Source organism: Clostridioides sp. ES-S-0108-01, from assembly GCF_020662285.1.
Lineage (GTDB): Bacteria > Bacillota > Clostridia > Peptostreptococcales > Peptostreptococcaceae > Clostridioides.
This window is the reverse complement of the sequence record NZ_JADGMN010000011.1, coordinates 26,769-53,684: the sequence shown is the minus strand read 5'-3', so window position 1 is coordinate 53,684 and position 26,916 is coordinate 26,769. Positions and strand designations below refer to the sequence as shown.

Here is a 26,916-nt window from a genome sequence, read left to right as displayed (position 1 = left end):
CCTCCTTAGCTTTTAAATATACTAAACATCTTTCTTAGTAAACCTTTATTATCAACAATATCTTCTCTTGACTGACCTACTATTCTCTTTGCTATAGTTATAATACATTTTGATGCAATACTTGTAGGATATTCTAAAATGAATGGTATCTGTTTTTTTACACATACGCCTACTTTTTTATCATCTATTATATATCCATACAATTCCAAATTAAGATTTAGAAATTTATCCACAACGGTCTTTATTCTATTGTATGTAGACTTTGCTTCTTCTAAATTAATTACCCTATTGATTATTATGTTTGCACTCCTCTTTATACCAAAATTACTTATAGCTTTTAATAAACTATATGCGTCAGTCAATGCCGTAGGTTCTGGAGTTGTTATTAAGAAAAATTCAGTACTACAATATATAAATGACAATAGGCTTTTGCTCATACCAGCTCCTGTATCAATTATTATAAAATCCACATCATGAATCTGTTCTATGATATGTATAAACTTATTTCTTTGAGCTTCTGTAAAGTCTTCTATATGATTAAGGGCAGAACCTCCAGATATTATATTTACACCATACTTAGTCTGTGAAATTATATCTTCTATGTTTTTCTCACCATTAATTACATCAATTATAGTCCCCTTTACATTCACCCCCATTATTATATCTATATTAGACATACCTATATCTGCATCTAATATAAGAACTTTTTTATTAAGTTTGGTCAAACATATAGACAAATTTGTAGCGAGATTACTCTTTCCAACCCCACCCTTACCAGAAGCTATTGTAATTATCTTAGGCGTAGTGTCATTCTCTACTATAAATTCATTAAGTCCTCTTTTTTCTATTGCCATTTTTCTCAAAATTTGAGCTTGGTCTATCATATACTTTCAACTCCTAATAATAGTCTTATAATCTTATCTTCATTAGGTTTTATAATATCATCAGGAACATTTTGTCCTGTTGTAATATATGATATTGGTTTTTGTGCATAATTCATTATGTTAAATATTGAACCATATGTGTTTGTTTCATCTAGCTTTGTAATTATTAAGCTTTTAAAATTCACATTTTTATATGAATCTATAATTGCTTTTGTATCACTTTCTCTTGTTGTACAATTCAAAACTAAATATATATTATCAATTTCAGCTTTATCTATGAGGTTTTTGATTTCTAGTATTTGCATAGAGTTTTTATACCCTCTACCTGTTGTATCTATTAATACAACATCACAATCTTTCATCTCATCAAGTGCCAACTCCATCTCATCAGGGCTTATTACTCCCTTAAAAGGAATATTCATTATCTCCGTATATATTTTTAACTGTTCTACAGCACCAATTCTATATGTATCTATAGTAATTACTCCTACTTTTTTGTTTTCCCCAAAAACTAATTTTGCAGCTAGCTTTGCTATTGTAGTTGTTTTACCCACGCCTGGTGGACCAACTAGAGCAATTTTCCCATTTATCTCTTGATTTTCTATTTTAACTCTTTTTTTCAGACTTTCTACTAAATTCTTACTTGTATCAATCCCATTTAACTTCATTTCTTGCAAATCAATTCTTATAGATTCCACAATCTCTTCATTTAATTCTAGGCTTAGTAGATTCTTACATATTTTATCTATATCATCATCTCTCTTATTATCAAACCCCATATTACTTATAATTGACTTTAATTGTTCTATCTCTCGTTTTAAATCTTTTTGTTCTACGTTTTCTCTCTTTTCCCATCCAATTGTTAGTTCAATATTTTTCTTGGCAAAAATACCTTGTATTCCAGATTTTCTTACTTCTTTTTTATCTATTAATGTAATATTATCGCCCAATTCCATTTTGGCTAGATTCATAGCATCCTGAATTGTGTCAGCTGTATACTTTTTCGTCATCATATATGCTCACCACACCTTCTGCTTTGATTTTAATATCGTTAGGTATTTCATTTAATGATAGTACAGTCAAATTAGGATATACAATTTCAACTAATTTTCTAAAAGGAGCTCTTATCTTTGGTGATACTACTATTACTGGTATATTATGATTGAAATATACATTGTTCATTACTTCTTGTATACTCTCAAATATTTTATTTGTGTTTTCTGGGTCAACTGCTGGATAAGTTCCATTTACAGACCTTTGTAAATTATTAGATACCAGTTCCTCAGTTTCTGGAGATAATGTAACCACTACAATTGATTTATCTTCATCTACTAAATTAGTGCAAATACTTCTAGCCAGAGCTATTCTTACATATTCAGTAAGTAACTCTATATCTTTTGTATTTCGGGACTGGTCTGCAAGTGTTTCAAGGATTGTAACCCTATCCTTTATATTCACTTTTTCTCTTAACAGATTTTTAAGCACTTTTTGAATTTCACCAAGTGTCATTAAATCTGGTATCAATTCATCTACTACAGCACTATAATTTTCTCTGGCTGCATCTATAATAGTCTTAACTTCTTGTCTTCCCAGCAATTCATGTGCATTAGATTTTATTATATCTAGTAAGTGGGTTATAAGTATTGTGGATGAATCTACAACTGTATAACCTTTTAACTCTGCATCTTCTACCTTGTTACTTTCTATCCAGAGTGCCTCTATTCCAAAAGTAGGCTCAATTGTCTTTATTCCAAATATATTAAAACCTTGATTCATAGGGTCCATACATAAAACCATATTAGGCATTATCTCATACCCACCAACTACATTTCCTTTTATTTTTATATTGTATTGGTTTGGATTTAGTTGTAAATTATCTCTTATTCTTATAGGTTGTACAACTATACCCATGTCTATTGCACATTGTCTTCTTATCGATGCTATTCTCTGAAGTAAATCTCCTCCTGCTGATTCATCTGCTAAAGATATTAAACCATATCCAATTTCTACTTCTATTGATTCTACATTTATTAAGTTTGTCACATCTTCCACTTCATTTTTATCTGGATTTACCATATCAGGTTTTTCAAAATCCAAATCTTCTAAAGTATCTTTCTTTTCTCTTCCTAAAAAGTAACCTGCTGCTATAGCACCTATACCCAGTGAAAAAAATGCTGGTTTAGGTAATCCAGGCATCATACCAAGTACAATTAAAACACATCCAGTCATCATTATTGCTTTTGGTATTGCTGTTAATTGTCTACCTACTAATCCACCAAAGTTTTCATCTGTAGAAGCTCTTGTTACGATTATACCTGCTGATGTGGATATTAATAGAGCTGGTATCTGACTTACAAGACCATCTCCTATGGTAAGTCTTACATATGTCTGTGCTGCATCCATAAGAGTCATATTTAGCATTACAGCTCCTATTACAATTCCACCTATTATGTTTATTGCTGTTACTATAAGACCTGCTATGGCATCTCCCTTTACAAACTTATTTGCTCCGTCCATAGAACCATAAAAGTCTGCTTCTTGTTGGAGTTCTTTTCTTCTTTTTCTAGCAGTTTTGTCATCTATAACTCCTGCATTTAAATCTGCATCTATACTCATCTGCTTACCTGGCATTGCATCTAACGTAAATCTAGCTGTTACTTCAGATACTCTTCCAGAACCATTGGTTATAACAACAAACTGAACAATTAATATAATTAGGAATATAATTATTCCTACTACGTAATTTCCACCTACAACAAAACTTCCAAATGCTTCTATAACTTCACCTGCATAACCCTGAGTTAAAATCAATCTAGTTGACGAAAGATTTAATCCCAATCTAAATAGTGTCGTTACAAGTAACACTGTTGGAAATATAGATAAATCAAGTACATTTGTTGTAAACAATGTCATTAATAAAATTAGCACAGATAAACTTATGTTAATTGCCAGTAAAATATCTAATACAAATGTAGGTAATGGCACTATCATCATAAGAACAATTCCTACAACACCAAAAGCCACTATTACGTCCATATTTTCCTTTAGATTAAACTTATTCATTACTTATCCTACCTTTTTGAGACTTTGTATCTATTTTTGATTTTATATACTGCTACTAATATCTCTGCAAAAGCTTGATACATGTCTTCTGGAATTTCTTGGTCTATTTCTACTTGTTTATATAATAACCTAGCAATAGGTTTATTTTCTATTATAGGGATATCATTTCCCTTTGCAATTTCCCTTATTTTAAAAGCTAAATAATCTGCACCTTTTGCCACTACTACTGGAGCTTGGTCCTTCCCTTTTTCATATCTTACTGCTATAGATAAGTGGGTTGGATTGGTTACTATTACAGTAGCACTTGGTACTGCTTGCATAGTCCTTTGAGATGAAATTTGTCTTTGTTTTTGTTTTATCTTAGCTTTTATTTCTGGGTCTCCTTCTGAGTTTTTATATTCATCTTTAACTTCTTGTTTTGTCATTCTCAGTTGCTTTTTATGACTGTATCTTTGATAAAAATAATCTGCAACTGCTATAACTATCATAGCTACACAAATTTTACTCAATATGGAATATACTAAGTCTTTGACTGTGTACATTAAACTTGGTAGATATATATTACCTAGTTTTAATATATCCAAATAATTATCTTGAAAGAATCTATATCCTATATAAGCTAAAATAGATATAATCGCTGTATCCTTTATTAAAGTTGATAAACTTCTCATAGAAAACATGTTTTTGAATCCGCTAATTGGATTTAATTTTGATAGATTTGGTTTTAAAGTTTCGCCAGTAAACAATATTCCCACTTGAAATAAGTTAGCTGCTATACCTAAAACTAAGAATGGAATAGCTATTGGCAAAAATATCTTAAAAAAATCCATTAATCCTACTATAACTAAGTTTTCTAGATTTGAATAATTTATGTTCATATAAAAATCCAGACTCAAAAAATAATTAAGTGAAGATTTAAGTGTATCTACTACATATGAAAATAATGTAGGTACTAATAAGGTGAATGCAAGTAGAGTCATTGCAACGGGTAATTCTCTACTCTTTGCTATATTACCTTTCTTTCTTTGTTCTCCTTTTTTCTTTGGAGTAGCTTCTTCTGTTTTATCTGTTGAGCCCATAAAAAACATAGGAGCTAGTGCAAAAGTTCCTTCATACATCTTTGGTATTTGACTTAATAAATGGCTTATTTGGTTGACAATTAAAGGTATTGATATGATAAATAGTGCAATACCAACCAATATTTTTAATGGCATACCAACTATCATTACATTTAGTTGAGGCACACTTCTCGATATAAGCCCTAAGATAAAATCTGCCATAAGTAGACAAAGTACAATAGGTATTGCTATTTTAAATCCAGTTAAAAAGCACTGTACAAATATATTTATTATATAATCTATATTATTATCTACAAATGATTTTCCTATTGGAATTAACTCAAAACTATACCTTATACCTCGAATTAAAACATGATGACCATCCATGCTAAAAAATATCATAAGTGCTGTCCAATTCATAAGATTATCAATTAAAGTCGTTTGAGTCAGTGAGTTTGGGTCAAACATATTAATCATTGATAATCCCATCTGTTGGTCCATCATAGAACCTGCCATTCTGATACTATAAAAACATAGATTGGTTATATATCCAAGTATAATCCCTGTTATAGTCTCGTTTATACCATATAACGTAAACAATATAATGTTGTCTATATTTGTTGCATATTCAATTTGCATAGTACTTGAAATCAATATTGATATAATGATTGCAAAGAGTGACTTAAATAAAGCAGGTGTTCCAGCTGGAAATAGTATTCTTAGTGTTCCAAAGAATGCTACTATTCTAATAAATACAAAAATCATATATATCCTACTTATTTAGTTACAAGAGATATCATATTGAATATCTCAGAAGTAAAGCCAGTAAGAGTATGTAACATCCAGCTTCCACCGATAGCTACTACTAAGAGAATTGCTATTAGCTTTGGTACAAATGTCAATGTTTGCTCTTGAATTTGAGTTGTAGCTTGAAACACGCTTATTAAAAGCCCAACTACAAGAGAAACAATGAGTACTGGAGCTGCAATCATAGCCCCTGTAAACATACCATTTTTAAGAACACTCATTATCATAAATTCACTCATGCTATTTTTCTCCTATCTAAACCCCAATATCAATGTTTTTACTATCAAGTTCCATCCATCTACCATTACAAATAATAATAACTTAAATGGTAATGATATCATGACTGGAGGCAACATAAACATACCCATAGACATCAAAACACTTGCCACAACAAGGTCTATTATCAAAAATGGTATATATATTAAAAAGCCTATTTGAAAAGCAGTTTTTAGTTCACTTATAGCAAATGCTGGAACTACAACAGACAATGGTATATTTTCACGAGTTAGTTTCTTTTCTTTTAAGCCAGCTTGCTCTACAAATAAATCTAAGTCTGTCTGTCTGGTTTGCTTTAATAAAAACTCTTTAATAGGTCCTTCTGCTTCCTTCATAGCTTCTTCCATAGTGACTTCTTCTTTCATATATGGTTGTAATGCCTTTTCGTTTATCTCATTTAATACTGGTCTCATTATAAATATTGTCAATACTATTGCAAGTCCTACCAAAATTTGACTTGGAATTGCTTGCTGTGCTCCTAATGCTGATTTTAAAAACGATAAACTTATAACTATTCTGACAAAGCTTGTCATCATGAACATTACAAATGGTAAAAACATTAATGCAGTTAGAAATAAAAACAATTGCATTGAACTTGTATATGGTACATCAGCCAAAGGTAATTTTGATAATAGTTCCATTTACTTATCTTCCTTTTTTGTAAATTTTCCAATATATCTACTGAAATCATATTTCATTTTGATTCTTTCCATTTTAAAATCTTGAATTTTAAAATTTCTTTCTTTAATGTCGTCTTCTATTTTTGATATTTCTTCTTTGGTTAAGTCTTTTATTTTATTCATACTAGAGGAAGAAGATGCCATAATGCATCCTTCTTCACCTATTTTTAAAATTATTATGCTATTGTTTTTACTTATACTTACAATATCTAGTATTTTTACATACTTATCATTGTATTTTTTTAATAAAGTTCCTTGGCTAATTTTTAAAGATAAGACTATCAATATTAAAATTATTGGGATACATATTAATATCTTTAATAAATAAAGTACCATGTCTTACCATCCTTTTATTGCACTACTATATTTGTGAAATATATACTTTGAATTACATTTTCACCTAGGCGTGTATTTAATATATTTTTTATTTCTTCTTTTATATTGTTTAAATTCTCAGCAGTAAAATCATCTGCTCTTTTTGCCATAAAGCAATTTATGATATTATCCCTAATTAAAGGTGTATTTTTTTCTATATCTTTATATGAAGAATCATAAGATACAGTTATTGATACTTTTAGATATCTTATACCTTCATCAGCTAGTTTAAGTATCATTTCTTCTAAGTCAAGATTTTCTGTCTTTACTTCATCTTTAACTTTTCCTGTTGGAATAAACAAACTCATAATCTTGTCAACTTGTTTATTTCCACCTTCACCTAATATAAAAAAACCTGCTCCTGCTGAGAGAATAATCAGTATCAAAATAATTATAATAATTTTTTTATTTTTGAACAAATCTCTTCCTCCTAGTCAATAGTTATAAGTATATTAACTCTTCTATTCTCAGCCCTTCCCTTTGCTGTTTCATTTGATACCAAAGGTTGATACTCTCCACATCCTGTTGCCGAAAATAGCTTAGGGTCCATGCCCTTTTCTTCTACAAAGTATCTTACAACACTTACTGCTCTACTAGAAGATAAATCCCAATTGGATTCATGTGTACTTGATTTTACAGGTACATTATCAGTATGGCCTTCTATAACTATCTTATTTTTCATCATTTTTATCATGTCATATACTTTATTGAGAGTGGCTTTACTATTGACTTTTAACTCAGAAATCCCAGAGTCAAATAAAATTGAATCATCTAGCTCTAGTAAAACCCCTCTACTATCATCTTTAACTGTTACACTATTTTGTAAGTTAGAATTATTAACCTTATCTTTTAAATCCTGTTCTAAATTTGACTTATCATTTTTATCTACCAAAACACTATCTATTGGAGATTTTTCACTTGTACTTGAACCTGTACTAAACATACTTATCCCAGAAAACTGACCTTTTAACGCATCTGCTATATTTTTGAATTTTTCCATATCTACAACTGATGTTGCATACAATAATACGAAAAATGTAAGAATTAGTGTTATTGTATCTGAATAAGTAGCTAACCATGCATCTGGATTTATCTCATCCTTTTTCTTATTTTTTTTACGCGCCATTGCTCATTACTCTTTCTGTATTTTTATTGGACGTCATAATTTCTAGCCTCTCGTTACTTGAAAGGTATGTTGCTAAACGCTCCTCAACTACTATACTGCTTTCTCCAGATTGTATGCTTATTATGCCTTCTAGCATCATTTCCTTTACGTAAATTTCTTTTTCGCTCTTTGCATCTATATTATATGCAATTGGGTTTAAAGCGATATTGGCAAGTAAAGAACCATAAAATGTCGTAATTAATGCCTTTCCCATACCAGATGCTATTAAGTCTGGAGATGTAAGGTCAGCTAGCATTTGTATAAGACCTATTAGCGTACCCAACATACCAAATGCAGGTGCAAAAGTACCCCAAGTTTTAAATAGTTTAGAGTATCTGTTATTTGTATCTTCAACAGAGTCTATTTCTAGCTCTAAGATGGACCTTATCTCATTGATTTCCAGACCATCAATACATAACTCTAATCCTTTCTTCATAAATGGGTCTTCTATTTCCATTACATCGTTTTCTATTGATAAAAGACCTTCTTTTCTAGCTTTTTTAGAAAGTGTTTTAAATTGTTCCAATAAATCTAATTTTGATATACTCATTGTTTTAAATGAGTACTGTAATGCATTTTTCATAAGTTTTATATCATCTATAGTAAATGTAATCATTAGCGCTCCAAATGACCCAAGCACTGTGATTAATATTGATGAAAAATCATAAAAATTCTTTAAACCTGAACTACTTCCTTTTGCGGCACCAACTAGAACTAATACTGTAGATAATATTAGTCCAATAAATGTCAGTGAATCTGTTTTTTTCATTATTTTTCGCTCCTAATATAACCTACATTTATTTTTCTTTTATATTTTATTACTTTATCTACTATCTCATCTACTGACTCTTTTACAAGATTTTTTTCTCCTGTTGTAAGGAGGATTCTACTTTCTGGCACAGAGTCAATTCTCACAATAAGGTCTGAATTTAATATGTAGCTTCTTCCGTTTAAATCTGTTACTCTTATCATAATATGTACCTACTATCTCTTAAGATTTATTATTTCTTGAAGTATCTCATCTGATGTCGATATTACTTTACTGTTTGCTTGGAAAGACCTACTTGCTATTATCATTTCTGTAAACTCTTCTGCTATATCTACATTTGAAGCTTCTATAGCTCCTTGTAATATTGTTCCTGTAGCTCCTTCTATTTGTGGTTCTCCAGAGTTTGCTGATGGCTTGAATAAGTTTCCTCCAGCTGCATCTAGCCCTGCTGGATTTTGGAATGCATATATTTGTACTTTTTGTATTTTTCCATCATCAACTTTTAATCCAGCAACTGTGGCTCCTACTTTAGCATCATCAGGAATATTATATACAAATTGAGTTCTTTGACCATCACTTAGTAGAAATTCTACTGTTCCATCCTTTGATATATTGTACTCTAATACATTTTGAACTGTACCATCTTTAGGACTTAGACTTCGAAGAGGTATTACAATAGGCTCTTTTCCTTCTGCAGTAGCATTTTTAGTAAATTCACCAGTAACAGCATCATACTTACCGTTATAAATCTCACCTTGTAACATGTATCCATCACCATTTACAAGTCTTCCTCCCTTAATACCCTTCAAAGCACCATCTTTTGCTGTAAATCCTGTATCTAAGTTAAAAGACCCATCTCTTGTATATATAACTGTACCTTGCCTTACCACTGGAAGATACCCATCTCCATCTATCATTAAATCTGATGGTCTATTAGTTGCTTGTACATTTCCTTGTGTCATGTCTTTATTTATGCTTGATATCTTACTACCTACACCTACTTGTCCTAAGTTTGTTCCCCCTAATGCAGCTGTTGGAGCACTTGCATATAGAACATTTTGATAAAATGAATCTGATATTCTAGCAGAACTTTTCTTAAAAGAAGTAGTACCTGCATTTGCTACATTGTTGCCTATTACATCTAACTTTGTTTGATTTGCTTTCATCCCACTTACGCCTGAATACATTGCTTTTATCATAAATATACCTCTTTTCTAGTTTAATATTATGCTTCTTCTGGAGAATTTTCTTATTCATCTGAAGTTGTGTTTACTTCTCCTATTTTAAGTAATTTTTCATATTTAACATCTACAGTTTCATCATTTCCATCTACCTTTAATTCTAAGTGTACCTCTCCATCTTTTATGTATGTGGACTTTACTACTCCTACAATGTTTTCATCTTCTTTCTCTTCTCCAGATACTTCTACTTCTTTACCAATTAATGATGCTGCCATACTCAAAGTAGAGTTTATTAGAGTGGAGTTACTTAAGGCTAAAAGTACATCTAGCTTATCATTCATAGCTGACATCTTTTCTAAAGTTGCAAACTGTGCTAATTGTGATACATACTCCGTTGGGTCTTGTGGATTCATTGGGTCTTGATTACCCATCTGTGCTACAAGTATCTTCATAAACAAGTCTTTATCAGCATCATCACCTTGTCCAATAATTGGAGTCCCATTATCTGTTACTGTCTGATTTCCTTTACTTCTAACTTGTTTATTAGAAATATCATTAATATTTCTTTCAAGTTGACTTAAGTTATTTGACCTATAGTTTCCTTGAGTACCTGCGAATGCTGTTGCTACTCCGTACATACAATATTTCCCCCTTACTTAAGCTAATAAATCTACTCTATCATCATCAATAATATTTTCTTTAATTTCATCTTCTATAACGATATTGTTATGCTTATTATTTGTACCTTGCTTATTCATATTTTCTTGCTTATTTTGTCTATTCTGTTGTTCAAATGCTTTATCAAAAGTATCAGATGTACTTCTATTATCACTATGCATTTGCACTGATACATCCTTTATATTTACATTTGTAAGTTCAAGGTGTTGCTTTAAATCTGTTATATTCTTATTTATAGAGTCAAATACATCTTTGTTGAAAACAGTCACAACAGCTCTCATACTTTCACCATCTTTTAGCAATTGTATGTTCATATCTCCTAATTCTTTTGGTCTTAATTTAATTGTCAATTCTTGTATATCATTTGTTTTCATATGTTTAATGGCTCTTATAGAATCGTCCATTACATTTGATTCTATCTGTTTTAAATTGACATTATTATTTTTAATTTTATTAATATCAACACTTTTATTTATTGCTTGACCAAAATTCCCGCTCTTATTTCCATTGACTCCTGCTAGTTTTTCCAAAATATTAGAACTATCATCTCTTTGCTTATTTGAGTTAAGATTGTCCATTCTATTGCTATCAAAATTATACAAATCTATACTTTTAGTATCATTTTCTGTAGTTTTACTAATTACTTCAAAATTTTCGTTAGCATTATTATCTAAAAGTTCTCTCAACTTCATTATGTCTAAATTTTGCATGTCATCAGAATTATTCATATTAGCCTTATTTAGCTCTGAATTTTGATTTGCAATCTTATTCAATATATTTTTATTAAGTTTAAGTTCTTGTTTTAATTCATCTGATATGTTTAGTTTTTCTATATTATCCAATATAGAGTTTATATCTTTATCTTTTTTATCATTATTTTTTAAAAGATTCAGTAATTGTTGTAAAATATCATTACTCTTACTGCAATCTTTTTCATATGTACTTTCATCCTCTAAGTGATTACTTTTATCTTCATCTAAATGACATTCATTATCACTATTTTCCGGTTTATTTGAACTGACATTTTGCTTGCTTGTTTCTCTTGTATCTTTAACTTTTTTATTGTCTGTTGCCTTATATAGATTATCTTCAAATTTATTATTTTTTATATTTTTATTCTTAGATGAACTTTTTTTATCCTCAATATCTTTAATAATATTATAAGAATCTGCTTGTATCTTCATACAATAATATCCTCACTTCCTACCATTCTTATAGAACTTGTCTATTTCTCAAATAACTCATACTTGCAAACTCATCATTAGTGTTTTGTTCTTTTAAATTTGCTTCTTTATAGTACTGTCCATACTTTTTTTCTTTTAATTTTTCTAATGATTTTCTTTCTATCTGTTTGTCTATAAGCTGCTTTCTAGCTTTTTCAAGTTCATTTGTTGACTTATCCAACTCCTCTGATAAATCCATTATAGAGTTATTTAAAGCTAACAAATAGTTAATAGTTATTTTTTGATTTTGAATACTATCGTTATTTTTACTTATAGAATATTTGCTATAATTACTTTCTAAGTTTTCTAAATTAGTCTCTATATCTATTTTTTTTTGTTGAATCTTAGCAAATTCCATTTTTATCTCTTCTTCATCTTTCATTTTTAAGTCTAAAACTTTCTGTAATCTAAACTTAAAATTTTTATCCAATTCCATCACAACCTATTCAAATATTTTTTTTAATTATTTATTCAAAGATGCTTCTCAAACTACTTATAGTTTCATTAAAAGAACTCTTTTCATTTATCCCTTGTTTTAAAAAATTAATAATATGCTCATGATAATAAATTGCCTCATCTATTTTTTTATTTGTACCTGAAGCATATGCACCTATATTTATCAAATCTTCTGCTTCTCTATACTCAGCAAGCATGTCTCTTGCAAGTGATGCTATTTTTATATCTTCTTTTGAGGCAATCTCATTCATAAGCCTACTTAAACTATTCAATACATCTATAGACGGATAATGATTCTTATTTGCCAAATCTCTAGATAAAACTATATGACCATCAAGTATCCCTCTTGTGGTATCTGCTATTGGCTCATTAAAGTCATCTCCATCAACTAGTACTGTATAAAATGCAGTTATAGAACCTTTGTCTGATGTCCCGGTTCTCTCCATAAGTTTTGGCAAAATGGCAAATACAGATGGTGTATATCCTTTTTGAGCTGGTGGCTCTCCTATTGCTATACCAACTTCTCTTTGTGCCATAGCAAATCTAGTTACTGAATCCATCATAAGTATTACTTTTTTATCCTGGTCTCTAAAATACTCTGCTATTGCAGTAGCAGTAAGAGCACCTTTTAACCTAACCAAAGGGGCTTTATCTGATGTTGCACATACAACAACAGATTTTTTCATTCCCTCTTCACCTAAATCTTTATCAATAAAATCTAGTACTTCTCTCCCTCTTTCTCCAATAAGAGCAATTACATTTACATCTGCTTTTGCATTTCTAGCAATCATACCTAGAGTTGTACTCTTACCTACTCCGCTTCCTGCAAATATTCCTATTCTCTGCCCTTCACCACAAGTAGTAAATGCATCTATTGCTCTTACACCTGTTTCCATTATATTTCGTATTTTTTTTCTCTTCATTGGGTCAGGAGGTTCATTATTCAAGTTGTATCTATCTCCTAAAACAACGTCTGAGTTGTCTATAGGATTTCCAAGACCATCAAGTACTTTACCTAGTAAATTATCACTACACATAACACTTAAAGGTATCCCCTTAGAAATAACTTTACAACCAGGCGATATCAATGTTAATTCTCCCAATGCCATTAATATGACTTCTTTATCTTTAAAACCCACTACTTCACAATTCACCGGTTTATTAACTTGATTATATATAACACATAGCTCCCCAACAAAAGCCTTTATTCCCTCAACTTCTACAGTAAGCCCTATAATCTTTTTAACTCTACCTTCTGATATAGTGAGTTCTAAATTTTCTATTTTCTTATTTATTTTATCAAAGTCTATATATATATCAGTTTTATACATACTTTATTCACCAAGCAATTCTTCTTTTAGTTTTTCCATAGCACAATCGATACCAACTATTATTCTTCCATTTTCCTTTTGGATGATAGCATTTCCTTTATCTATACTATCATCTGCAATAACAAATACACTTGATTTTGATGATGTTTCTTCTTTGAATAATTCAAACTCTTTCTCTATATTATCTTTATAGAAAGAATTACATCTTACTATGAATGAACTACTTCCTTCATAATCTTGAATGATTTGCTTTAGAAAATCACTCATAGATTCTTCATCTTCAAAGTGCTTTTTTAGAACAGAACTAGCCATATTAATAGCAAGTCTTATAATCTCTTTATTTTTTTCTTTTATGTATTCAGTCATTTTCTCATTAGCTTGTAATAAGATTAAATTTGCCTGATTTTTTATAAAATCTGCTTCATCTTTAGCTTTTTGAGTATATTCATCATATGACTCTTTATATCCATCCTCATATCCATTTTTTTGACCTTGACTATACCCTTTTTCATACGCTTGTTTTTCTATATTTTGTGCATTTATTCTTGCTTCTTCTAATATCTCATTCTTTTTTATCTCAGCAGATTCTATAGCTTCTTTTATTACCTCATCTCTAAATCTACAGTCCTTTTCTTTATTTATGTTTGATTCTCCCACTCTAGCTTTATCTATTATAGTTAAATCTAGCACTCCTTTATATGATGCTTTTTTACTTTTAATAATTTTATTATTCGACAAAGTCATCACCAAAATTCCTTACAATAGTTATGGCACCTTCTTTTTCAAGTTTTCTTACGCTATTTACTATCTTTTGTTGAGCAACCTCAATCTGTGTAACCTTTATAACACCAACCATTTCCATCTCTTCTTTAAGTGCATCTGCTGCTCTAGAAGATTGATTTCTATATATAGCATCTGAAATCGCATCATCCACACCTTTTAAGGCATATACTAAATCTTTCATAGTTACTTCTTTTAGCACTTTTTGTATACTTATATCATCCAGCTTGACAATATCTTCAAAGATAAATATATGGGATTTAATTTGTGCTGCTAAAGCTGGGTCTTTTTCTTCAATAGTTCTCAAAATATTCTTTTCTGTTTTTCTATCAGAGTTAATCAATATTTGAACTAAAGTAGATACTCCTCCATAATCCTTAAAATCATCACTACCCATTGAATGTAATTTATCTTCTAATGAATGTTCAATTACTTTTATCACTTCTGGAGATATTGAACCCATTGAACTTATTCTCATAGCTACCTCATTTTGTAAATCAAGATCTAAATATGCTAAAACCTCTGCCCCATTTTCAGGTTCCATATGTGCAAGTAAAATAGCTATAGTCTGTGCACTTTCATTTCTAATTATTTCTAATATCTTCTTTACATCTAGTTTTATAATATGTTTAAAAGGCTTTGTACTCGTATCTATTGATATACCTTCAAGTAATTTGTTTGCTTTAGCGTTTCCCAAAGCATTACTTAACAGCTCTCTCGCATATTCAAGCCCGCCTTCTATAACATAATCTTTTGCTCTATTTATTTCCACAAACTCTTTTAAGATTTCTCTTCTTTCTTTTGAAGCTATTGAAGAAATATTTGCAATTTCCAAACCTATTTTTTGAACTTGTTTATCAGGCAGGCTTTTTATTATATCACTAGACACACTTGGGCCTAATGTCATTAATAGTACAGCAGCTTTTTTTAAACCCTCACCTTCTATCTTTTCATTCTTATCACTTTCACTTATATCACTTAAGTCAAACGCATTAACATTTGTAATTTCCGTGGACACTTTCTATCCCCCTTACTCATTTAACCAAGTTTTTATTATCTCTGTTACTTGGTCTGGCTTTTCTTCTGCATACATTTTAACAGCTTCCTCTAATGTCAGTTCTGGATCCTCTCCTAATAGAGGATTATCTTTCCTATCAATAGAATCAGATTTAGGACTATAATCTTCATCTTCATAATCCATATCTTCTTGTTCACTTCTTTTCTTATATATTAAGTATCCAATAGCACCAACTGCTACTACTGCTACTACTCCAATAACTGCTTTTATTATATTCTTTTTAAATCCTTCTTTTTTAATATCTTCTAGTTCTTGTTTAGCTTCTTTCTTCCCTTCAGGGTCAAATACCATTGAAACAACGCTAAGAGTATCTCCCCTCGCTCCATCCATACCTATAGCATTATTAACAATATCCTCTACATCAGCTTGAACACCTTTAGCTATTTTTCCATCTATAGCAACAGAAGCTGTCAATCTTTTAAGTTCTCCAGGTGCAACTATAGTATGAGTTTCAATCTTACCTGTTTCATACTCAAAACTCTCATCTAAACTATCTTCTGTATTAGTACCATTATTATTTCCTTGGTTATTCATGTTAGCATCTACACCTTGAACATTATTTGTAGCAGATTTAGATGAATTTTTCGACCTTGTCTCCTTTATTGCAACTTTATCAGGGTCAATCTTTATTTCAGTTTTTTCAGCTGTATCAAAACTTAAATCAGCATTTACTGTAGCTTTTACTTTTCCTGTACCAAATATTGGTTCTAACATTTCTAGAATAGACTTTTCTAATTGTTTATTCAATGCTTGTTCAGATGCCTTATTTTTATCAACACTAATACCACTATTTATTGGTTGATTATTTTCATCAACTTCTTCATCGTCTAAAATACCTTCAGATAACAAATTCATTTTGTTATCAATGACCTGAACATTTTTTTCTGGTATATTTGTAACACTTCCTGATATAAGTGCCATAACAGATTTTATCTGATTTTTCTCTAAAGTTGTTCCTGGCTTTAACATCAAATAAACTGCCGCACTTCCTGGAACAGCCTCCTTCTCAAATACTGATGATTCTCCAAATGTTATATGCACTCTAGTATCTTCCACTTGTGGAAAACTCTTGATTGTTTTTTCTATTTCACCTTGTATCATTCTTTGTTTCTTAATCTGAAACTCTTCATCAGTAAGTCCTATTGATGAACTGTCATCCATTAGTGCAAATCCTTTAGAACCACCTGTAAGACTTGGTGCTAACTCCAATCTTAACTTATCAACTTCTGTTCTAGGTACATAGATTGTACTTCCCTTTACCTTAGTGTCTATCTTTTTAGACTCTAATTCTGCTGATATATCTGCAGCATCTTGAACATCTAGTTCTGAAAATAAGACTGCATACTTATTTTTGCTCGCAGATATTGCTGTAAATACTAGCGCTAAACATATAGCAACAATCCCTATACCTAATGCTATTTTAGTTCCCTTTTTTAGAGAACTTATCTTTGTCCTAGATTTAGCAACTTGCTCCTTAATCTTATTTTTAAAACTGTCTATCATTGATTATTACTCCTGTTCAAAAGACTAAATTTGTACCTTATTCATTTCTTGATATGCATCATGAATCTTATTTCTAACTTCTATTAAATATTGCATAGATAGTTGTGCTTCTTGACCTATTAACATAACTTCATGCATAGAGACATCTTCGCCTTTTATAAATTTTTCTTTCATATCATCTGCTGTTACTTGTTGAAAATTAACTTTATCTATAGTATCTATTATTACATCTTCAAAGTTCTTTTTTTCTTCTTTATTATTAATATTTAATGGTTTTATTTCTCCAATTAAATTATCTAACTGTGCTCCTTGCACTATATTGTTAATCTGTGTAATTGGCATAATTTATCCCTACTTTCCTATTTCTAAAGCTTTAGATATCATAGACTTCTGAGCATTCAATGTATCTATGTTAGAATCATATGCTCGTGAAGCTGTTATTAAATCTGTCATTTCAACCAATATATTTACATTTGGATATTCTACATATCCATTCGGCTTTGCATCTGGGTGAGATGGGTCATATACTTCTTTAAGAGGCGATTTATCATCTTTGACAGATGTAACTTTTACTCCTAGCATACCTAATTTATTATCATAGTTTTCTTCAAATGAAACAACTTTTCTTCTATATGCTTCTCCATTTGGACCTCTTGTAGCATTTATATTAGCTACATTTGATGATATGATATCCATTTTCAAACTTTCTGCTGTTAACCCACTAGCAGATATTCTCATTCCACTGAATACGCTCATCTTCTAATTACCTCCCACTTATTATTGATTTTGTCATTGCTATTTTACCATTTGCAAAACTTATCAAAGCATTATATTGTAATGTTGCCATTGCTTGGTTTACTTTTTCCTCTTCTATGTCTACATTATTGCCATCTACCCTTAATCCTTTCGAATTATCTGTTTTTTCCTCTATTTTTGGCATTGTGTCATTTAATGTTTCTTCAAAAGTTACATAATGTCTTTTATAGCCTTCAGTATTTATATTTGCTATATTATTTGCTATTGTCTGACTTCTTAGATTAGTTGCATCTAATCCCATTTTTATAATGTCATATGTATTCACATTCACTCCTCCTCCAAATATATTTTATCTATTTTGTTTATTAATAAATAATGAAGTTGCTATACTACAAAAAATGACTTCTTTATTCATCCAAATTAATTACATTTCTATTACATTAATACAATAATGTATCATTTTAGTAAGAAAACTAATATTTTTTCAGTGAAGTCCAATGAAAATATAAAAAAATTTTAATATATATTTAAATATTTCTTAAGAAAGTTGCCCTTTTTTGTAAAATAGTAACTTTTTTTATATAATTTATCTTTATTTTAAGTTATAATTGGTAAAATATGTTATTATATGTGTTTTCTACTACAATAAAGTAATTTCTCCATAACAAAATGACCGCCAAAAAGGCAGTCATCCTAGACTCTTCCTACGTATACAGTATACTTAGAACTCTTTTTGGCAACTGGCTGACATAGTTTGTGTATACAAACCTTAGCCCCTATAGCTTTGCGTCACTAGATTTCTCTAGTTTTGCCTATTTGGTTTTAACTTAAGTATACAATAAATAACAAATTTTTTAAATATATTTTTACTTTTCTCTTATATTTTATTTTATTTTTTACATATAATAATTTTTTATTATAAAAAAAGTATAGTTATACTCTAATAATTACAAATATATACATACTTTTATTTTATACAACTATCAGAATAAATATATCATCTCTCCTCTAATAGATTATATAGCTCTGCTAAGTCATCATTTTTTTAACATTATCATCACTATTATCAATTACACTCTGTGCCATTTCATATTCACCCAAATAAAATAGTACGTAACTAATATTATAGATTGTATCAATATCATTCCTGTCTACTTTTAATACCATATAAATATACTTATATTACACTCAAATAAACCATAGTTAAAACTTTCAATCCCAAGTTTATTTAATACATCTATCTTATTTATTATATTAGTACTTACTATATCTTCAATAAGTTGTTCATCAAAAGTATAATTATTCAAAATTAATTCTATATTATAATCCACTTGTGCATCATCATCTATACGCATTAAAAAATACTTTAAATTAACCATATCTATATTTTTATATCGATTTAAATCAACCTCATTTTTAAACTTTACAAAATACTTATATGTATAATATTGATATTTTAATTCATTGCCACATACTTCACATATTTTTTCAATAAATAATCTTGAATCTTCTGATATATCTGTTTGCTCTGATGAAATTGAATTAATTGAATAATAGATATCACCAAATATTTTTTTAAGCTCTTCAAGAGTAAAAAATATATTATTACTTATATATGAATCTATTAATTCATTAAAAAAGAGCTTTCCTTCTAAAAGTTTTTTTATTATATCAACATGAACAAAATTCAATACACTTATTATAATAAAACCTTCTCTTTTTAGATATGGTTTGACTTTTCTCAGTATTGTATAAATATCTTTTAAATCACTTGATAAATCTTCTAATATAGCATAATCAAAAAAATCTATATTTATAATTTAATTCTTTATATTCTAAATTAGTACTTTTTCATTATAATTTTCATTTGAAATCGCATTCAAAATTTCACATTTATCAGTTGTGTATATTGATGCATTTTTAAACCTATGTTAGCACCAGCATCAATTATAACTTTAGGATTTACATTTATGTTTAGTTCATATTCATTATCTATAAATATTTGTTCATAGACTTGTATATCAAATATATTTTCTCTCATTTTAATAATTTTATTAAAACCTTCTACCTTATAAAGCCCTTCACTTTTTTCTCATTTATTAAAATTATTATAATATAATAAAGGAGAATCTATTATAATTTCTAATTCAATATCTAATATATTATCACTATTCTTAATAGTATTTATTATTTCCTTTTTTTTATCTAGTAAACGCAATCTGTCACAGTCAATTAAACTATTCTTATAGTAAAATCGAATCATTTTTACTAATGTTCTTTTAGTCTTTTGATCTAAGTAAACTTTATTTTGTTCCAGAAAATTATACAATTCTTTTGATGATATATAGTGACCATCTATGTTTTTAACCGTCAATGGTTTTGTAGTTACAGATTCTTCTCTTCTCCTATAATTGTATAACTTCATAGGTAAATATGTAATTCTATCTGATAAAACCAAGCTTTTAACTGTATGTAATATATCTTCATATATAATTCCTTCATAAAATGTTATTTCAAATTTATTAAGAAAGCTTTTTTTAAAAAAATTCATCCATGTTGCAGCATAAACAAAATTATTATCCACAAGTATATTAAATAGATTTTTTCCAGTTAAAGTTACTTCTCCATTTAACATTTTTCTTTCAATATTTCCTACAATTCCAGACTCATTAAATACAGTTGAATCAAAAACTACTATTTCTGAATTATTTTTTTTTGCTGTATTATAGCAAAGTTCCATAGCTTCCAACTCAATATAATCATCACTATCTAAGAAATACACATATTCACCACTAGCAAACTTCAAACCATTATTTCTTGCTCCAGATATACCTTTATTAGTTTGATTTATTATTATTATATTTTCATTTTTATACTTATATTTATCTAATATCTTAAAACTTGAATCAGTAGAACCATCATTTACAATTATTATCTCTATATCCTTTAGTGTTTGATTAACCGCACTATATAAACATTTCTCTAAATATTTTTCAACATTATATACAGGTATTATTATACTAACTTTCATATTCTCCCCCTTATATTTTCATATAACTATTTTACTAAATTTTTATATTTTTCATAAAAATAATTATGGTCTTCTCCATTTACATATTTAATATAAGCTATATTTCTACTTACTAGTGGAGAATTCTTTAATATTGTATCTTCTTCAAATAATATGATATATTCACTATAAGATTCATTAAGTAAATTCAGTGAAAACTTGTAATTTGCTTTTTCATAAGCACCATATTTACTCAAATTATTAAATATATATGTGTAATTCTTTATAGATAAGTTAACTATAAAATTCATTATGTTGACATCATTCATCAAATCTACATATAATAACTCATATCCATAAATTTTTTCGCTATACTTGCTATTAATTATTGTATTTTTTAATACCTCTATTTCATTCATTTGTGTAAGTAAATATAAATAAATGATATAAATTACCTCTGAATTATATCTATTATAAATATCTCTTGATATTTCAGTAATTTCACTTATATTTTTTTGATTTAAAGCCATCAAATAAAATGCTCTTTTATACTCATCACAAATAGAATCTGATAATAGCATAAAATTCTCATTAATATCTTTATCAGATATATTAAAATAATTCTCTAAAACATTTACTATGTAAAAACAATTATTTTGTTTAGATAAGTGCAGTGAATTTAAATTTTCCATTGATTTACTATATTTATTAACAAAAAAATACACATTTTTTCTAGATTCAACTACCCTTTTTAATATGTATGTTTCTATATTATCTGTTACTATTAAATCCACCAAATTACATGCTTTCATTTCCATATCCAAGTATAGACTTTGATTTAAATAATCTATTTCATCCGTATACAAATTCTTACTACAATAATATGCAAATTTTATATATTCTCTCAGATTTCTAAGTTCCACAAGTTGATTATAATCGCTGGATATAAATATAGCATTTTTATTTTTTCTAGCTAAATATTCAATTAGATTTTTATATCTTTCTAAATCAGTTTCATATACACTTATTCCATTATCAAAATAAGCCCTCTCATATTTTATACTTTCATTATAAATTATATTTATTATATTTTTTTTCTCTTCCAATAGAGTTCTAAATATAATATTATCTTTATCCAAATTTAAAGTTATAAAAATTTTGTCATTTGATTCTTCATAATTACTATTATCATACAAACTTTGCAATAAATTTTCTATTTCTATATTTAAACTAACTTCTTTAGAATTATTTAAGCATTCTTTATAATAATACTTAGCTTCTTCATTTCTTTTTTTTAACAAACATGTATATGCTATGTTATATAGTAAATCTACATTACAACTCTCCAAAGCTAAACCAAGTTTAAAATTATTGTATGCATCATCTAAATTATTTTGTTCTAATGATATAATACCTTTCATACAATAAAAATCTGAAGTATACTCATACAAGTCTACATATCTATCTATCATCTCACTTGCACAATCAAATTTTCTATTTTTCATGAGCATCTTAATATTTTCTACAATGTTTATTGTCTTTATTTTATTTTTTAAATTTTTATGACTTTCTAATAAAGCTGACTCTATTTTATCAATAATATTCTTGGCATTAAACATTTCTACTGACTTTTTACAATCATCACTATTAGGTAATAAGTAGTTCTTATCTTGTATATTTTTTAAAATAGTGTACAATTGCTCATAATCTCCCCTTTTAAATATCCATCCATTTTTATTATTTTCAACAATATCCATTGAACCTGAACAATCACTAGAAATTACTGGAATTCCTCTTGCCAAGGCCTCAACTAATACCATTCCAAATCCTTCAAAGTCTGATGTAAGAACTAAAACTGTAGCACTCTCTATATTTTCCCAAGGATTATCTAGCCATCCTAACCAATTTATATTGTCATAGATATCTAATTTTATTGCAAGACTTCTCAATTTATCTTCATCTTTACCATTTCCAATTATCTTTAATTCCCAGTTTTTATCTAATAAGCTAAGCGCTTTAAATAATACATCCAGTCTTTTTTCACTATTACATAATCTACCAATAAATAATATTTTTAATCTCTCTTTAGATTGTTTTGTCATTTTAAGAGAATTCATATCTATAGGATTACCAACACAATAAATTTTCCTATTTTTATCTATATACTTTTTTATTTGTTTTTCTATAGCATTTGATATAACCAAATGAGAGTCACTAGAATTTAAACACTCTTTACCATCATAAAGATCTAAATCCGAATGGAGCCAAGATACTATAACAGGTCTAGCTTCTCCTAAATATTCTACTGCCTCTCTACAAACATAGCTTAATACAGGTTCCTGTGTTGCAATAACAATATCTGGTACATCCATTTCTGATAACATGTTTTTATACTTAAAGACAAAACTATCAATACTGCTATTCTCTAATTCTTCTTTTAAATCATAAAAATAAATTTCTGGCAATGTGTCTATCCATTTAATATATTTTGGTCTATGTGCTTGGAAAATACGTACTCTATGTCCTCTTCTAACCAATTCATTACTTACATTTGTTAATACAACTTCTAGACCTCCAGTTCCTTCTATATAATATAATACTATATCTATTATCATAAAAAACTCCTTAAATTAAAGTTATCCATATATTTTATAAGGGTTTAAAATAAAATAATCTTATAAAAATTTTTTCCTATAAAATATTACTTCTAACATTTTTTAAATATTTAATATTTTCAATACTATCTTCATTTGTAAAATCTAATGAATATGCTTTTTTAAAAACAATATCTGCTTTTTGGAAATTCCCTTCTATCATAAATATAATTCCCTTAATATTGAGAACTTTCACATCATCCGCAAAATTTTCAGAGTATTCTTCCATTAATTCTTTAGCTTCTTTTATATTTCCATCTTCTAATAAATACTCTATATTATTGATAAATTGTACCTTTAATAACTTAAGTTCTTCACTTTCATTTAAATCTTTTTCTAAATCTTCTATAATAAACTTTACTATCTTTTTATTTTCTGGATATTCATATATTAACTCCTTCAAATTTTTTATATAGATTAATTTATCATCATATATACTTTGAGTTATATTTTTGAATTTTATTATAAATCTTTCTTCATCATTAGATAGATAATATAATAACTCTTCATCTTCAAAATTATTATACATGTATCTTATATATTGATAAGAATACATTACATAAAAATAGAATAATTCCTTATACTTCTCCATATTTAGATTAATATTTTCTAAAATTGCTTTAGATAATATTCTATATACTTTTATTTTCTCTATATCTGATGTATTTGGCACTTCTATTAAATACTTATATAACTCAAAAGAAAATTCTTTATTATCTGCTACAATAAAATTAATGTATTTATTTATCCATACTACTTCAAAATCATGTATCATATTAAATAAATCTAATCCATTTTTACATGCTATCTTAATAAGAGATGCATATATCACATTCTTTTCTGTTTTTAGTATATTCTTACACTCACTTATGGATATAAATTCTTTTAACCTTGCATAATTTAGTTTTCCATAATTTCCATCAATTTTACTCGCTATCTTATATATACTTTCTTTTTCATCTTCTTTTATATTCGATAATACTAACTCTACATTATTATAAAAATTATTTTTTTCACTCAGTGAGTTTGGTAATTCTCTGTAATACTTTAAAATATCTTCAAATCTATCAAGTTTATACAGTGACATAAATAAACTAAAATATCCTTCTTTTCTTTTTTCTTGTTTTTTTATGTCTGAAAATGCTTTTATAACTAACTCATACTTTTCTAATTTATAATAAACTTTCAGCAACATTATAACTGCATTATCTCTTAATATAATTGTTTCTGAATCTGAAAATAAATTGTTGGCCTGTAAACTAATATCATAATTTTCAATTAAATATATATATCTTTTATAAGACTGTATACACTTTTCATATTTCCCCAAGCCTACTTGAGATTGAAATAAATAAAAATACATATCTATATCATTTTTTTCCTTAGATATATACTTTAAACATAAATTTTCACACTTTTTATATTTTCCCAAATAAAAATATACCTTAGCTAAATTAGTGTATAAATAACCTGGAATAAGGTTCAATCTTCTATATAATTCAACTGATCTCTCTAAATAATATAATGCTTCATGATATTTAAGAGATACAATAAAATTTTTTCCTAACTGATAATTTATATATGGATTATCTAAATTTTTACCTAATTCTTTAAACAAGAGTACTTCATTTCGTTTAATCTTTTGCATTCTAAATTCTTCATCTTCAAATATATACCCATAATGTTCAAATTTGCAAACCTTATTATATACAGGTTCTTTATATAATGGTTGCTCATGTATAGATCCTATATACTTAAAATTATCATTTTTAAAAAGACGTATAATAGTAGAAAATCCATACATTTCTTTATCATATGAGTAGAAATTTTTTATTTCAACTGAAGCTGAATTATACTTTTTATAAAGTTCACTACTGAATAAATCAACTATTTTTTGATACTCTACTAAAACTTCATCTGCATCTATTATAAATACCCATTCACCACTTGCATATGAAATGGATTTATTTCTCATACTAGAAAAATCACCATCCCACTTTTCAAAATAAACTCTATCAGTATATTTTTTGGCAATCTCAATTGTATTATCATCTGAACCAGTATCAACTATAACAAGTTCACTTTCTATTGATGATCTTAATCCATTTAATGATGTTAGTGTTTTTTCTAGAATCTTTTTTTCATTTTTTACCATCATAACTATACTAAGTAGCATAAATATTTTCCTTTCAATATACAAATAGAAGAGTAAAGTATAACTTTACTCTTCAGTCTCCAATTTCTATTTTTTACTATCCTAATAACTGTAAAACTCCTTGTGGTTGCTGATTAGCTTGAGCAAGCATTGATTGTGATGCTTGTACTAAAATATTCATTTTAGACAGATTAACCATTTCTGAAGCTACATCTGTATCTCTTATTCTTGACTCTGCTGCTGTAACATTTTCTATAGTATTACTTAAGTTATTTTGAGTTGATTCTAATCTATTTTGTTGTGCACCTAACTTTGCTCTTGATGAGTTTAATTCTTTTAATGCTGAATCTAAACTAGATACCATAGTCTTAGCAGCATCTGTACCTGATACACCATCTGCTTTCATAGCATCAATTGTAGTAGATGTTATACTTGCATTTTTCATTACTTCAGCAGTATTAACTAACTCTACCTTTATTTCATTATTATTATTACTTGTTCCAGATACACTCGTTCCATAATTAGCTCCAACTTGTAATCTTATACTTGGAGAAGATCCATCTAATAGTTTCTTTCCGTTAAACTCAATTGAACTTGATATTCTCTCAATTTCATCTTTTAACTGTGTTAATTCATCTGCTATTTTATCTCTTTCTTCTTTAGTATTAGTTTCATTTGAAGATTGTACTGATAAAGTTCTCATTCTTTGTAATATATTACCAGTTTCTTCTAATGCACCTTCTGCTGTTTGTACAACAGATATACCATCTTGAACATTTCTTCCAGCTTGGTCTAGACCTTTAATTTGAGCTCTCATTTTTTCAGATATTGCAAGACCAGCAGCATCATCGGCCGCTCTTTTTATTCTCACCCCAGAAGATAACTTTTCCATAGATTTACTTTGACTATTTACGTTTCTTCCCATTTGATTATTTGCTATCAAAGCACTTACATTTGTATTAACTCTCATTAATTTACCCTCCTTAGTATAATTGACATCCTTGTCATTTCTACTTTTTTAATTTTTATATTAA

The 26,916-nt window shown here is 28.1% G+C and carries 28 protein-coding genes and 1 riboswitch; all 28 genes read right to left on the bottom strand.

The window, feature by feature from the left end:
* Positions 1 to 5 precede the first annotated feature (5 nt).
* Positions 6 to 884: a MinD/ParA family protein gene (locus IR152_RS11670; protein ID WP_227452145.1), complete on the bottom strand. Its 879-nt coding sequence runs from the start codon at positions 882 to 884 to the stop codon at positions 6 to 8.
* Positions 881 to 1,897, bottom strand: coding sequence for a flagellar biosynthesis protein FlhF (gene flhF / locus IR152_RS11665; protein WP_227452144.1), 1,017 nt, complete (start codon positions 1,895 to 1,897; stop codon positions 881 to 883). Before flhF ends, IR152_RS11670 begins: the two co-directional genes overlap by 4 nt.
* Positions 1,872 to 3,947, bottom strand: a complete 2,076-nt coding sequence (gene flhA, locus IR152_RS11660; RefSeq protein ID WP_227452143.1) for a flagellar biosynthesis protein FlhA — start codon at positions 3,945 to 3,947, stop codon at positions 1,872 to 1,874. The genes flhF and flhA overlap by 26 nt, the downstream gene beginning before the upstream one ends.
* A gap of 8 nt (positions 3,948 to 3,955) precedes the next feature.
* Entirely contained in the window at positions 3,956 to 5,770 is a 1,815-nt protein-coding gene (locus IR152_RS11655) for a fused FliR family export protein/FlhB family type III secretion system protein (protein WP_227452142.1), read from the bottom strand.
* An 11-nt stretch (positions 5,771 to 5,781) separates the two neighbouring features.
* A complete protein-coding gene (gene fliQ / locus IR152_RS11650; protein ID WP_227452141.1) occupies positions 5,782 to 6,051 on the bottom strand; it encodes a flagellar biosynthesis protein FliQ in 270 nt (89 codons plus the stop codon).
* A 12-nt stretch (positions 6,052 to 6,063) separates the two neighbouring features.
* Complete coding sequence (gene fliP / locus IR152_RS11645) at positions 6,064 to 6,729, bottom strand: flagellar type III secretion system pore protein FliP (protein ID WP_227452140.1); 666 nt, start codon at positions 6,727 to 6,729, stop codon at positions 6,064 to 6,066.
* Positions 6,730 to 7,104, bottom strand: a complete 375-nt coding sequence (locus IR152_RS11640; RefSeq protein ID WP_227452139.1) for a flagellar biosynthetic protein FliO — start codon at positions 7,102 to 7,104, stop codon at positions 6,730 to 6,732.
* A gap of 14 nt (positions 7,105 to 7,118) precedes the next feature.
* Positions 7,119 to 7,562 (bottom strand): flagellar basal body-associated protein FliL, encoded by a 444-nt coding sequence (gene fliL, locus IR152_RS11635; protein ID WP_227452138.1) that lies wholly within the window; start codon positions 7,560 to 7,562, stop codon positions 7,119 to 7,121.
* 11 nt (positions 7,563 to 7,573) lie between these two features.
* Positions 7,574 to 8,269 carry an OmpA family protein gene (locus tag IR152_RS11630; RefSeq protein ID WP_227452137.1) on the bottom strand — a complete coding sequence of 232 codons (696 nt, stop codon included), beginning with the start codon at positions 8,267 to 8,269 and terminating at the stop codon, positions 7,574 to 7,576.
* The gene (locus IR152_RS11625) at positions 8,259 to 9,077 is read right to left on the bottom strand and encodes a motility protein A (RefSeq protein ID WP_227452136.1); all 819 of its coding nucleotides are present in this window, start codon (positions 9,075 to 9,077) and stop codon (positions 8,259 to 8,261) included. Before IR152_RS11625 ends, IR152_RS11630 begins: the two co-directional genes overlap by 11 nt.
* A complete protein-coding gene (locus IR152_RS11620; protein ID WP_054268815.1) occupies positions 9,077 to 9,280 on the bottom strand; it encodes a flagellar FlbD family protein in 204 nt (67 codons plus the stop codon). The genes IR152_RS11625 and IR152_RS11620 overlap by 1 nt, the downstream gene beginning before the upstream one ends.
* Positions 9,281 to 9,292: 12 nt before the next feature.
* Complete coding sequence (locus IR152_RS11615) at positions 9,293 to 10,276, bottom strand: flagellar hook-basal body protein (RefSeq protein WP_227452135.1); 984 nt, start codon at positions 10,274 to 10,276, stop codon at positions 9,293 to 9,295.
* 50 nt (positions 10,277 to 10,326) lie between these two features.
* Complete coding sequence (locus tag IR152_RS11610; protein ID WP_227452134.1) at positions 10,327 to 10,896, bottom strand: flagellar hook assembly protein FlgD; 570 nt, start codon at positions 10,894 to 10,896, stop codon at positions 10,327 to 10,329.
* Positions 10,897 to 10,914: 18 nt separating this feature from the next.
* Complete coding sequence (locus tag IR152_RS11605; protein WP_227452133.1) at positions 10,915 to 12,120, bottom strand: flagellar hook-length control protein FliK; 1,206 nt, start codon at positions 12,118 to 12,120, stop codon at positions 10,915 to 10,917.
* A 28-nt stretch (positions 12,121 to 12,148) separates the two neighbouring features.
* Positions 12,149 to 12,595, bottom strand: coding sequence for a flagellar export protein FliJ (gene fliJ / locus IR152_RS11600; protein WP_227452132.1), 447 nt, complete (start codon positions 12,593 to 12,595; stop codon positions 12,149 to 12,151).
* 31 nt (positions 12,596 to 12,626) lie between these two features.
* On the bottom strand, positions 12,627 to 13,946 hold the full coding sequence (gene fliI, locus IR152_RS11595) for a flagellar protein export ATPase FliI (protein WP_227452131.1): 1,320 nt from the start codon (positions 13,944 to 13,946) through the stop codon (positions 12,627 to 12,629).
* Positions 13,947 to 13,949: 3 nt separating this feature from the next.
* Positions 13,950 to 14,690 carry a FliH/SctL family protein gene (locus IR152_RS11590; RefSeq protein ID WP_227452212.1) on the bottom strand — a complete coding sequence of 247 codons (741 nt, stop codon included), beginning with the start codon at positions 14,688 to 14,690 and terminating at the stop codon, positions 13,950 to 13,952.
* Positions 14,674 to 15,744 carry a flagellar motor switch protein FliG gene (fliG, locus tag IR152_RS11585; RefSeq protein ID WP_227452130.1) on the bottom strand — a complete coding sequence of 357 codons (1,071 nt, stop codon included), beginning with the start codon at positions 15,742 to 15,744 and terminating at the stop codon, positions 14,674 to 14,676. The genes IR152_RS11590 and fliG overlap by 17 nt, the downstream gene beginning before the upstream one ends.
* A gap of 12 nt (positions 15,745 to 15,756) precedes the next feature.
* Positions 15,757 to 17,307 (bottom strand): flagellar basal-body MS-ring/collar protein FliF, encoded by a 1,551-nt coding sequence (gene fliF, locus IR152_RS11580; RefSeq protein WP_227452129.1) that lies wholly within the window; start codon positions 17,305 to 17,307, stop codon positions 15,757 to 15,759.
* A 24-nt stretch (positions 17,308 to 17,331) separates the two neighbouring features.
* The gene (fliE, locus tag IR152_RS11575; protein ID WP_227452128.1) at positions 17,332 to 17,649 is read right to left on the bottom strand and encodes a flagellar hook-basal body complex protein FliE; all 318 of its coding nucleotides are present in this window, start codon (positions 17,647 to 17,649) and stop codon (positions 17,332 to 17,334) included.
* Positions 17,650 to 17,658: 9 nt separating this feature from the next.
* Complete coding sequence (flgC, locus tag IR152_RS11570; protein WP_227452127.1) at positions 17,659 to 18,063, bottom strand: flagellar basal body rod protein FlgC; 405 nt, start codon at positions 18,061 to 18,063, stop codon at positions 17,659 to 17,661.
* A gap of 7 nt (positions 18,064 to 18,070) precedes the next feature.
* On the bottom strand, positions 18,071 to 18,388 hold the full coding sequence (gene flgB / locus IR152_RS11565; RefSeq protein WP_227452126.1) for a flagellar basal body rod protein FlgB: 318 nt from the start codon (positions 18,386 to 18,388) through the stop codon (positions 18,071 to 18,073).
* A 407-nt stretch (positions 18,389 to 18,795) separates the two neighbouring features.
* Positions 18,796 to 18,886: riboswitch (cyclic di-GMP riboswitch) on the bottom strand.
* 334 nt (positions 18,887 to 19,220) lie between these two features.
* Positions 19,221 to 19,754 (bottom strand): hypothetical protein, encoded by a 534-nt coding sequence (locus tag IR152_RS11560; protein ID WP_227452125.1) that lies wholly within the window; start codon positions 19,752 to 19,754, stop codon positions 19,221 to 19,223.
* A 188-nt stretch (positions 19,755 to 19,942) separates the two neighbouring features.
* A complete protein-coding gene (locus IR152_RS11555; RefSeq protein ID WP_227452124.1) occupies positions 19,943 to 20,104 on the bottom strand; it encodes a hypothetical protein in 162 nt (53 codons plus the stop codon).
* Between the two features lie 51 nt (positions 20,105 to 20,155).
* A complete protein-coding gene (locus IR152_RS11550) occupies positions 20,156 to 21,094 on the bottom strand; it encodes a glycosyltransferase family 2 protein (RefSeq protein ID WP_227452123.1) in 939 nt (312 codons plus the stop codon).
* 26 nt (positions 21,095 to 21,120) lie between these two features.
* Positions 21,121 to 23,688, bottom strand: a complete 2,568-nt coding sequence (locus IR152_RS11545; RefSeq protein ID WP_227452122.1) for a glycosyltransferase — start codon at positions 23,686 to 23,688, stop codon at positions 21,121 to 21,123.
* A 76-nt stretch (positions 23,689 to 23,764) separates the two neighbouring features.
* Complete coding sequence (locus IR152_RS11540) at positions 23,765 to 25,903, bottom strand: glycosyltransferase (RefSeq protein ID WP_227452120.1); 2,139 nt, start codon at positions 25,901 to 25,903, stop codon at positions 23,765 to 23,767.
* Between the two features lie 76 nt (positions 25,904 to 25,979).
* Positions 25,980 to 26,852, bottom strand: a complete 873-nt coding sequence (locus IR152_RS11535) for a flagellin (RefSeq protein WP_227452115.1) — start codon at positions 26,850 to 26,852, stop codon at positions 25,980 to 25,982.
* Between the last annotated feature and the right edge of the window lie 64 nt (positions 26,853 to 26,916).

Bases quoted from the DNA above. Each gene is read 5' to 3' on its own strand.
- IR152_RS11670 (WP_227452145.1), bottom strand. From the start codon at position 884: ATGATAGACCAAGCTCAAATTTTGAGAAAAATGGCAATAGAAAAAAGA.
- flhF (WP_227452144.1), bottom strand. From the start codon at position 1,897: ATGATGACGAAAAAGTATACAGCTGACACAATTCAGGATGCTATGAAT.
- flhA (WP_227452143.1), bottom strand. From the start codon at position 3,947: ATGAATAAGTTTAATCTAAAGGAAAATATGGACGTAATAGTGGCTTTT.
- IR152_RS11655 (WP_227452142.1), bottom strand. From the start codon at position 5,770: ATGATTTTTGTATTTATTAGAATAGTAGCATTCTTTGGAACACTAAGA.
- fliQ (WP_227452141.1), bottom strand. From the start codon at position 6,051: ATGAGTGAATTTATGATAATGAGTGTTCTTAAAAATGGTATGTTTACA.
- fliP (WP_227452140.1), bottom strand. From the start codon at position 6,729: ATGGAACTATTATCAAAATTACCTTTGGCTGATGTACCATATACAAGT.
- IR152_RS11640 (WP_227452139.1), bottom strand. From the start codon at position 7,104: ATGGTACTTTATTTATTAAAGATATTAATATGTATCCCAATAATTTTA.
- IR152_RS11630 (WP_227452137.1), bottom strand. From the start codon at position 8,269: ATGGCGCGTAAAAAAAATAAGAAAAAGGATGAGATAAATCCAGATGCA.
- IR152_RS11625 (WP_227452136.1), bottom strand. From the start codon at position 9,077: ATGAAAAAAACAGATTCACTGACATTTATTGGACTAATATTATCTACA.
- IR152_RS11620 (WP_054268815.1), bottom strand. From the start codon at position 9,280: ATGATAAGAGTAACAGATTTAAACGGAAGAAGCTACATATTAAATTCA.
- IR152_RS11615 (WP_227452135.1), bottom strand. From the start codon at position 10,276: ATGATAAAAGCAATGTATTCAGGCGTAAGTGGGATGAAAGCAAATCAA.
- IR152_RS11610 (WP_227452134.1), bottom strand. From the start codon at position 10,896: ATGTACGGAGTAGCAACAGCATTCGCAGGTACTCAAGGAAACTATAGG.
- IR152_RS11605 (WP_227452133.1), bottom strand. From the start codon at position 12,120: ATGAAGATACAAGCAGATTCTTATAATATTATTAAAGATATTGAGGAT.
- fliJ (WP_227452132.1), bottom strand. From the start codon at position 12,595: ATGGAATTGGATAAAAATTTTAAGTTTAGATTACAGAAAGTTTTAGAC.
- fliI (WP_227452131.1), bottom strand. From the start codon at position 13,946: ATGTATAAAACTGATATATATATAGACTTTGATAAAATAAATAAGAAA.
- IR152_RS11590 (WP_227452212.1), bottom strand. From the start codon at position 14,690: ATGACTTTGTCGAATAATAAAATTATTAAAAGTAAAAAAGCATCATAT.
- fliF (WP_227452129.1), bottom strand. From the start codon at position 17,307: ATGATAGACAGTTTTAAAAATAAGATTAAGGAGCAAGTTGCTAAATCT.
- fliE (WP_227452128.1), bottom strand. From the start codon at position 17,649: ATGCCAATTACACAGATTAACAATATAGTGCAAGGAGCACAGTTAGAT.
- flgC (WP_227452127.1), bottom strand. From the start codon at position 18,063: ATGAGCGTATTCAGTGGAATGAGAATATCTGCTAGTGGGTTAACAGCA.
- IR152_RS11555 (WP_227452124.1), bottom strand. From the start codon at position 20,104: ATGAGAGAAAATATATTTGATATACAAGTCTATGAACAAATATTTATA.
- IR152_RS11550 (WP_227452123.1), bottom strand. From the start codon at position 21,094: ATGAAAGTTAGTATAATAATACCTGTATATAATGTTGAAAAATATTTA.
- IR152_RS11545 (WP_227452122.1), bottom strand. From the start codon at position 23,688: ATGATAATAGATATAGTATTATATTATATAGAAGGAACTGGAGGTCTA.
- IR152_RS11540 (WP_227452120.1), bottom strand. From the start codon at position 25,903: ATGCTACTTAGTATAGTTATGATGGTAAAAAATGAAAAAAAGATTCTA.
- IR152_RS11535 (WP_227452115.1), bottom strand. From the start codon at position 26,852: ATGAGAGTTAATACAAATGTAAGTGCTTTGATAGCAAATAATCAAATG.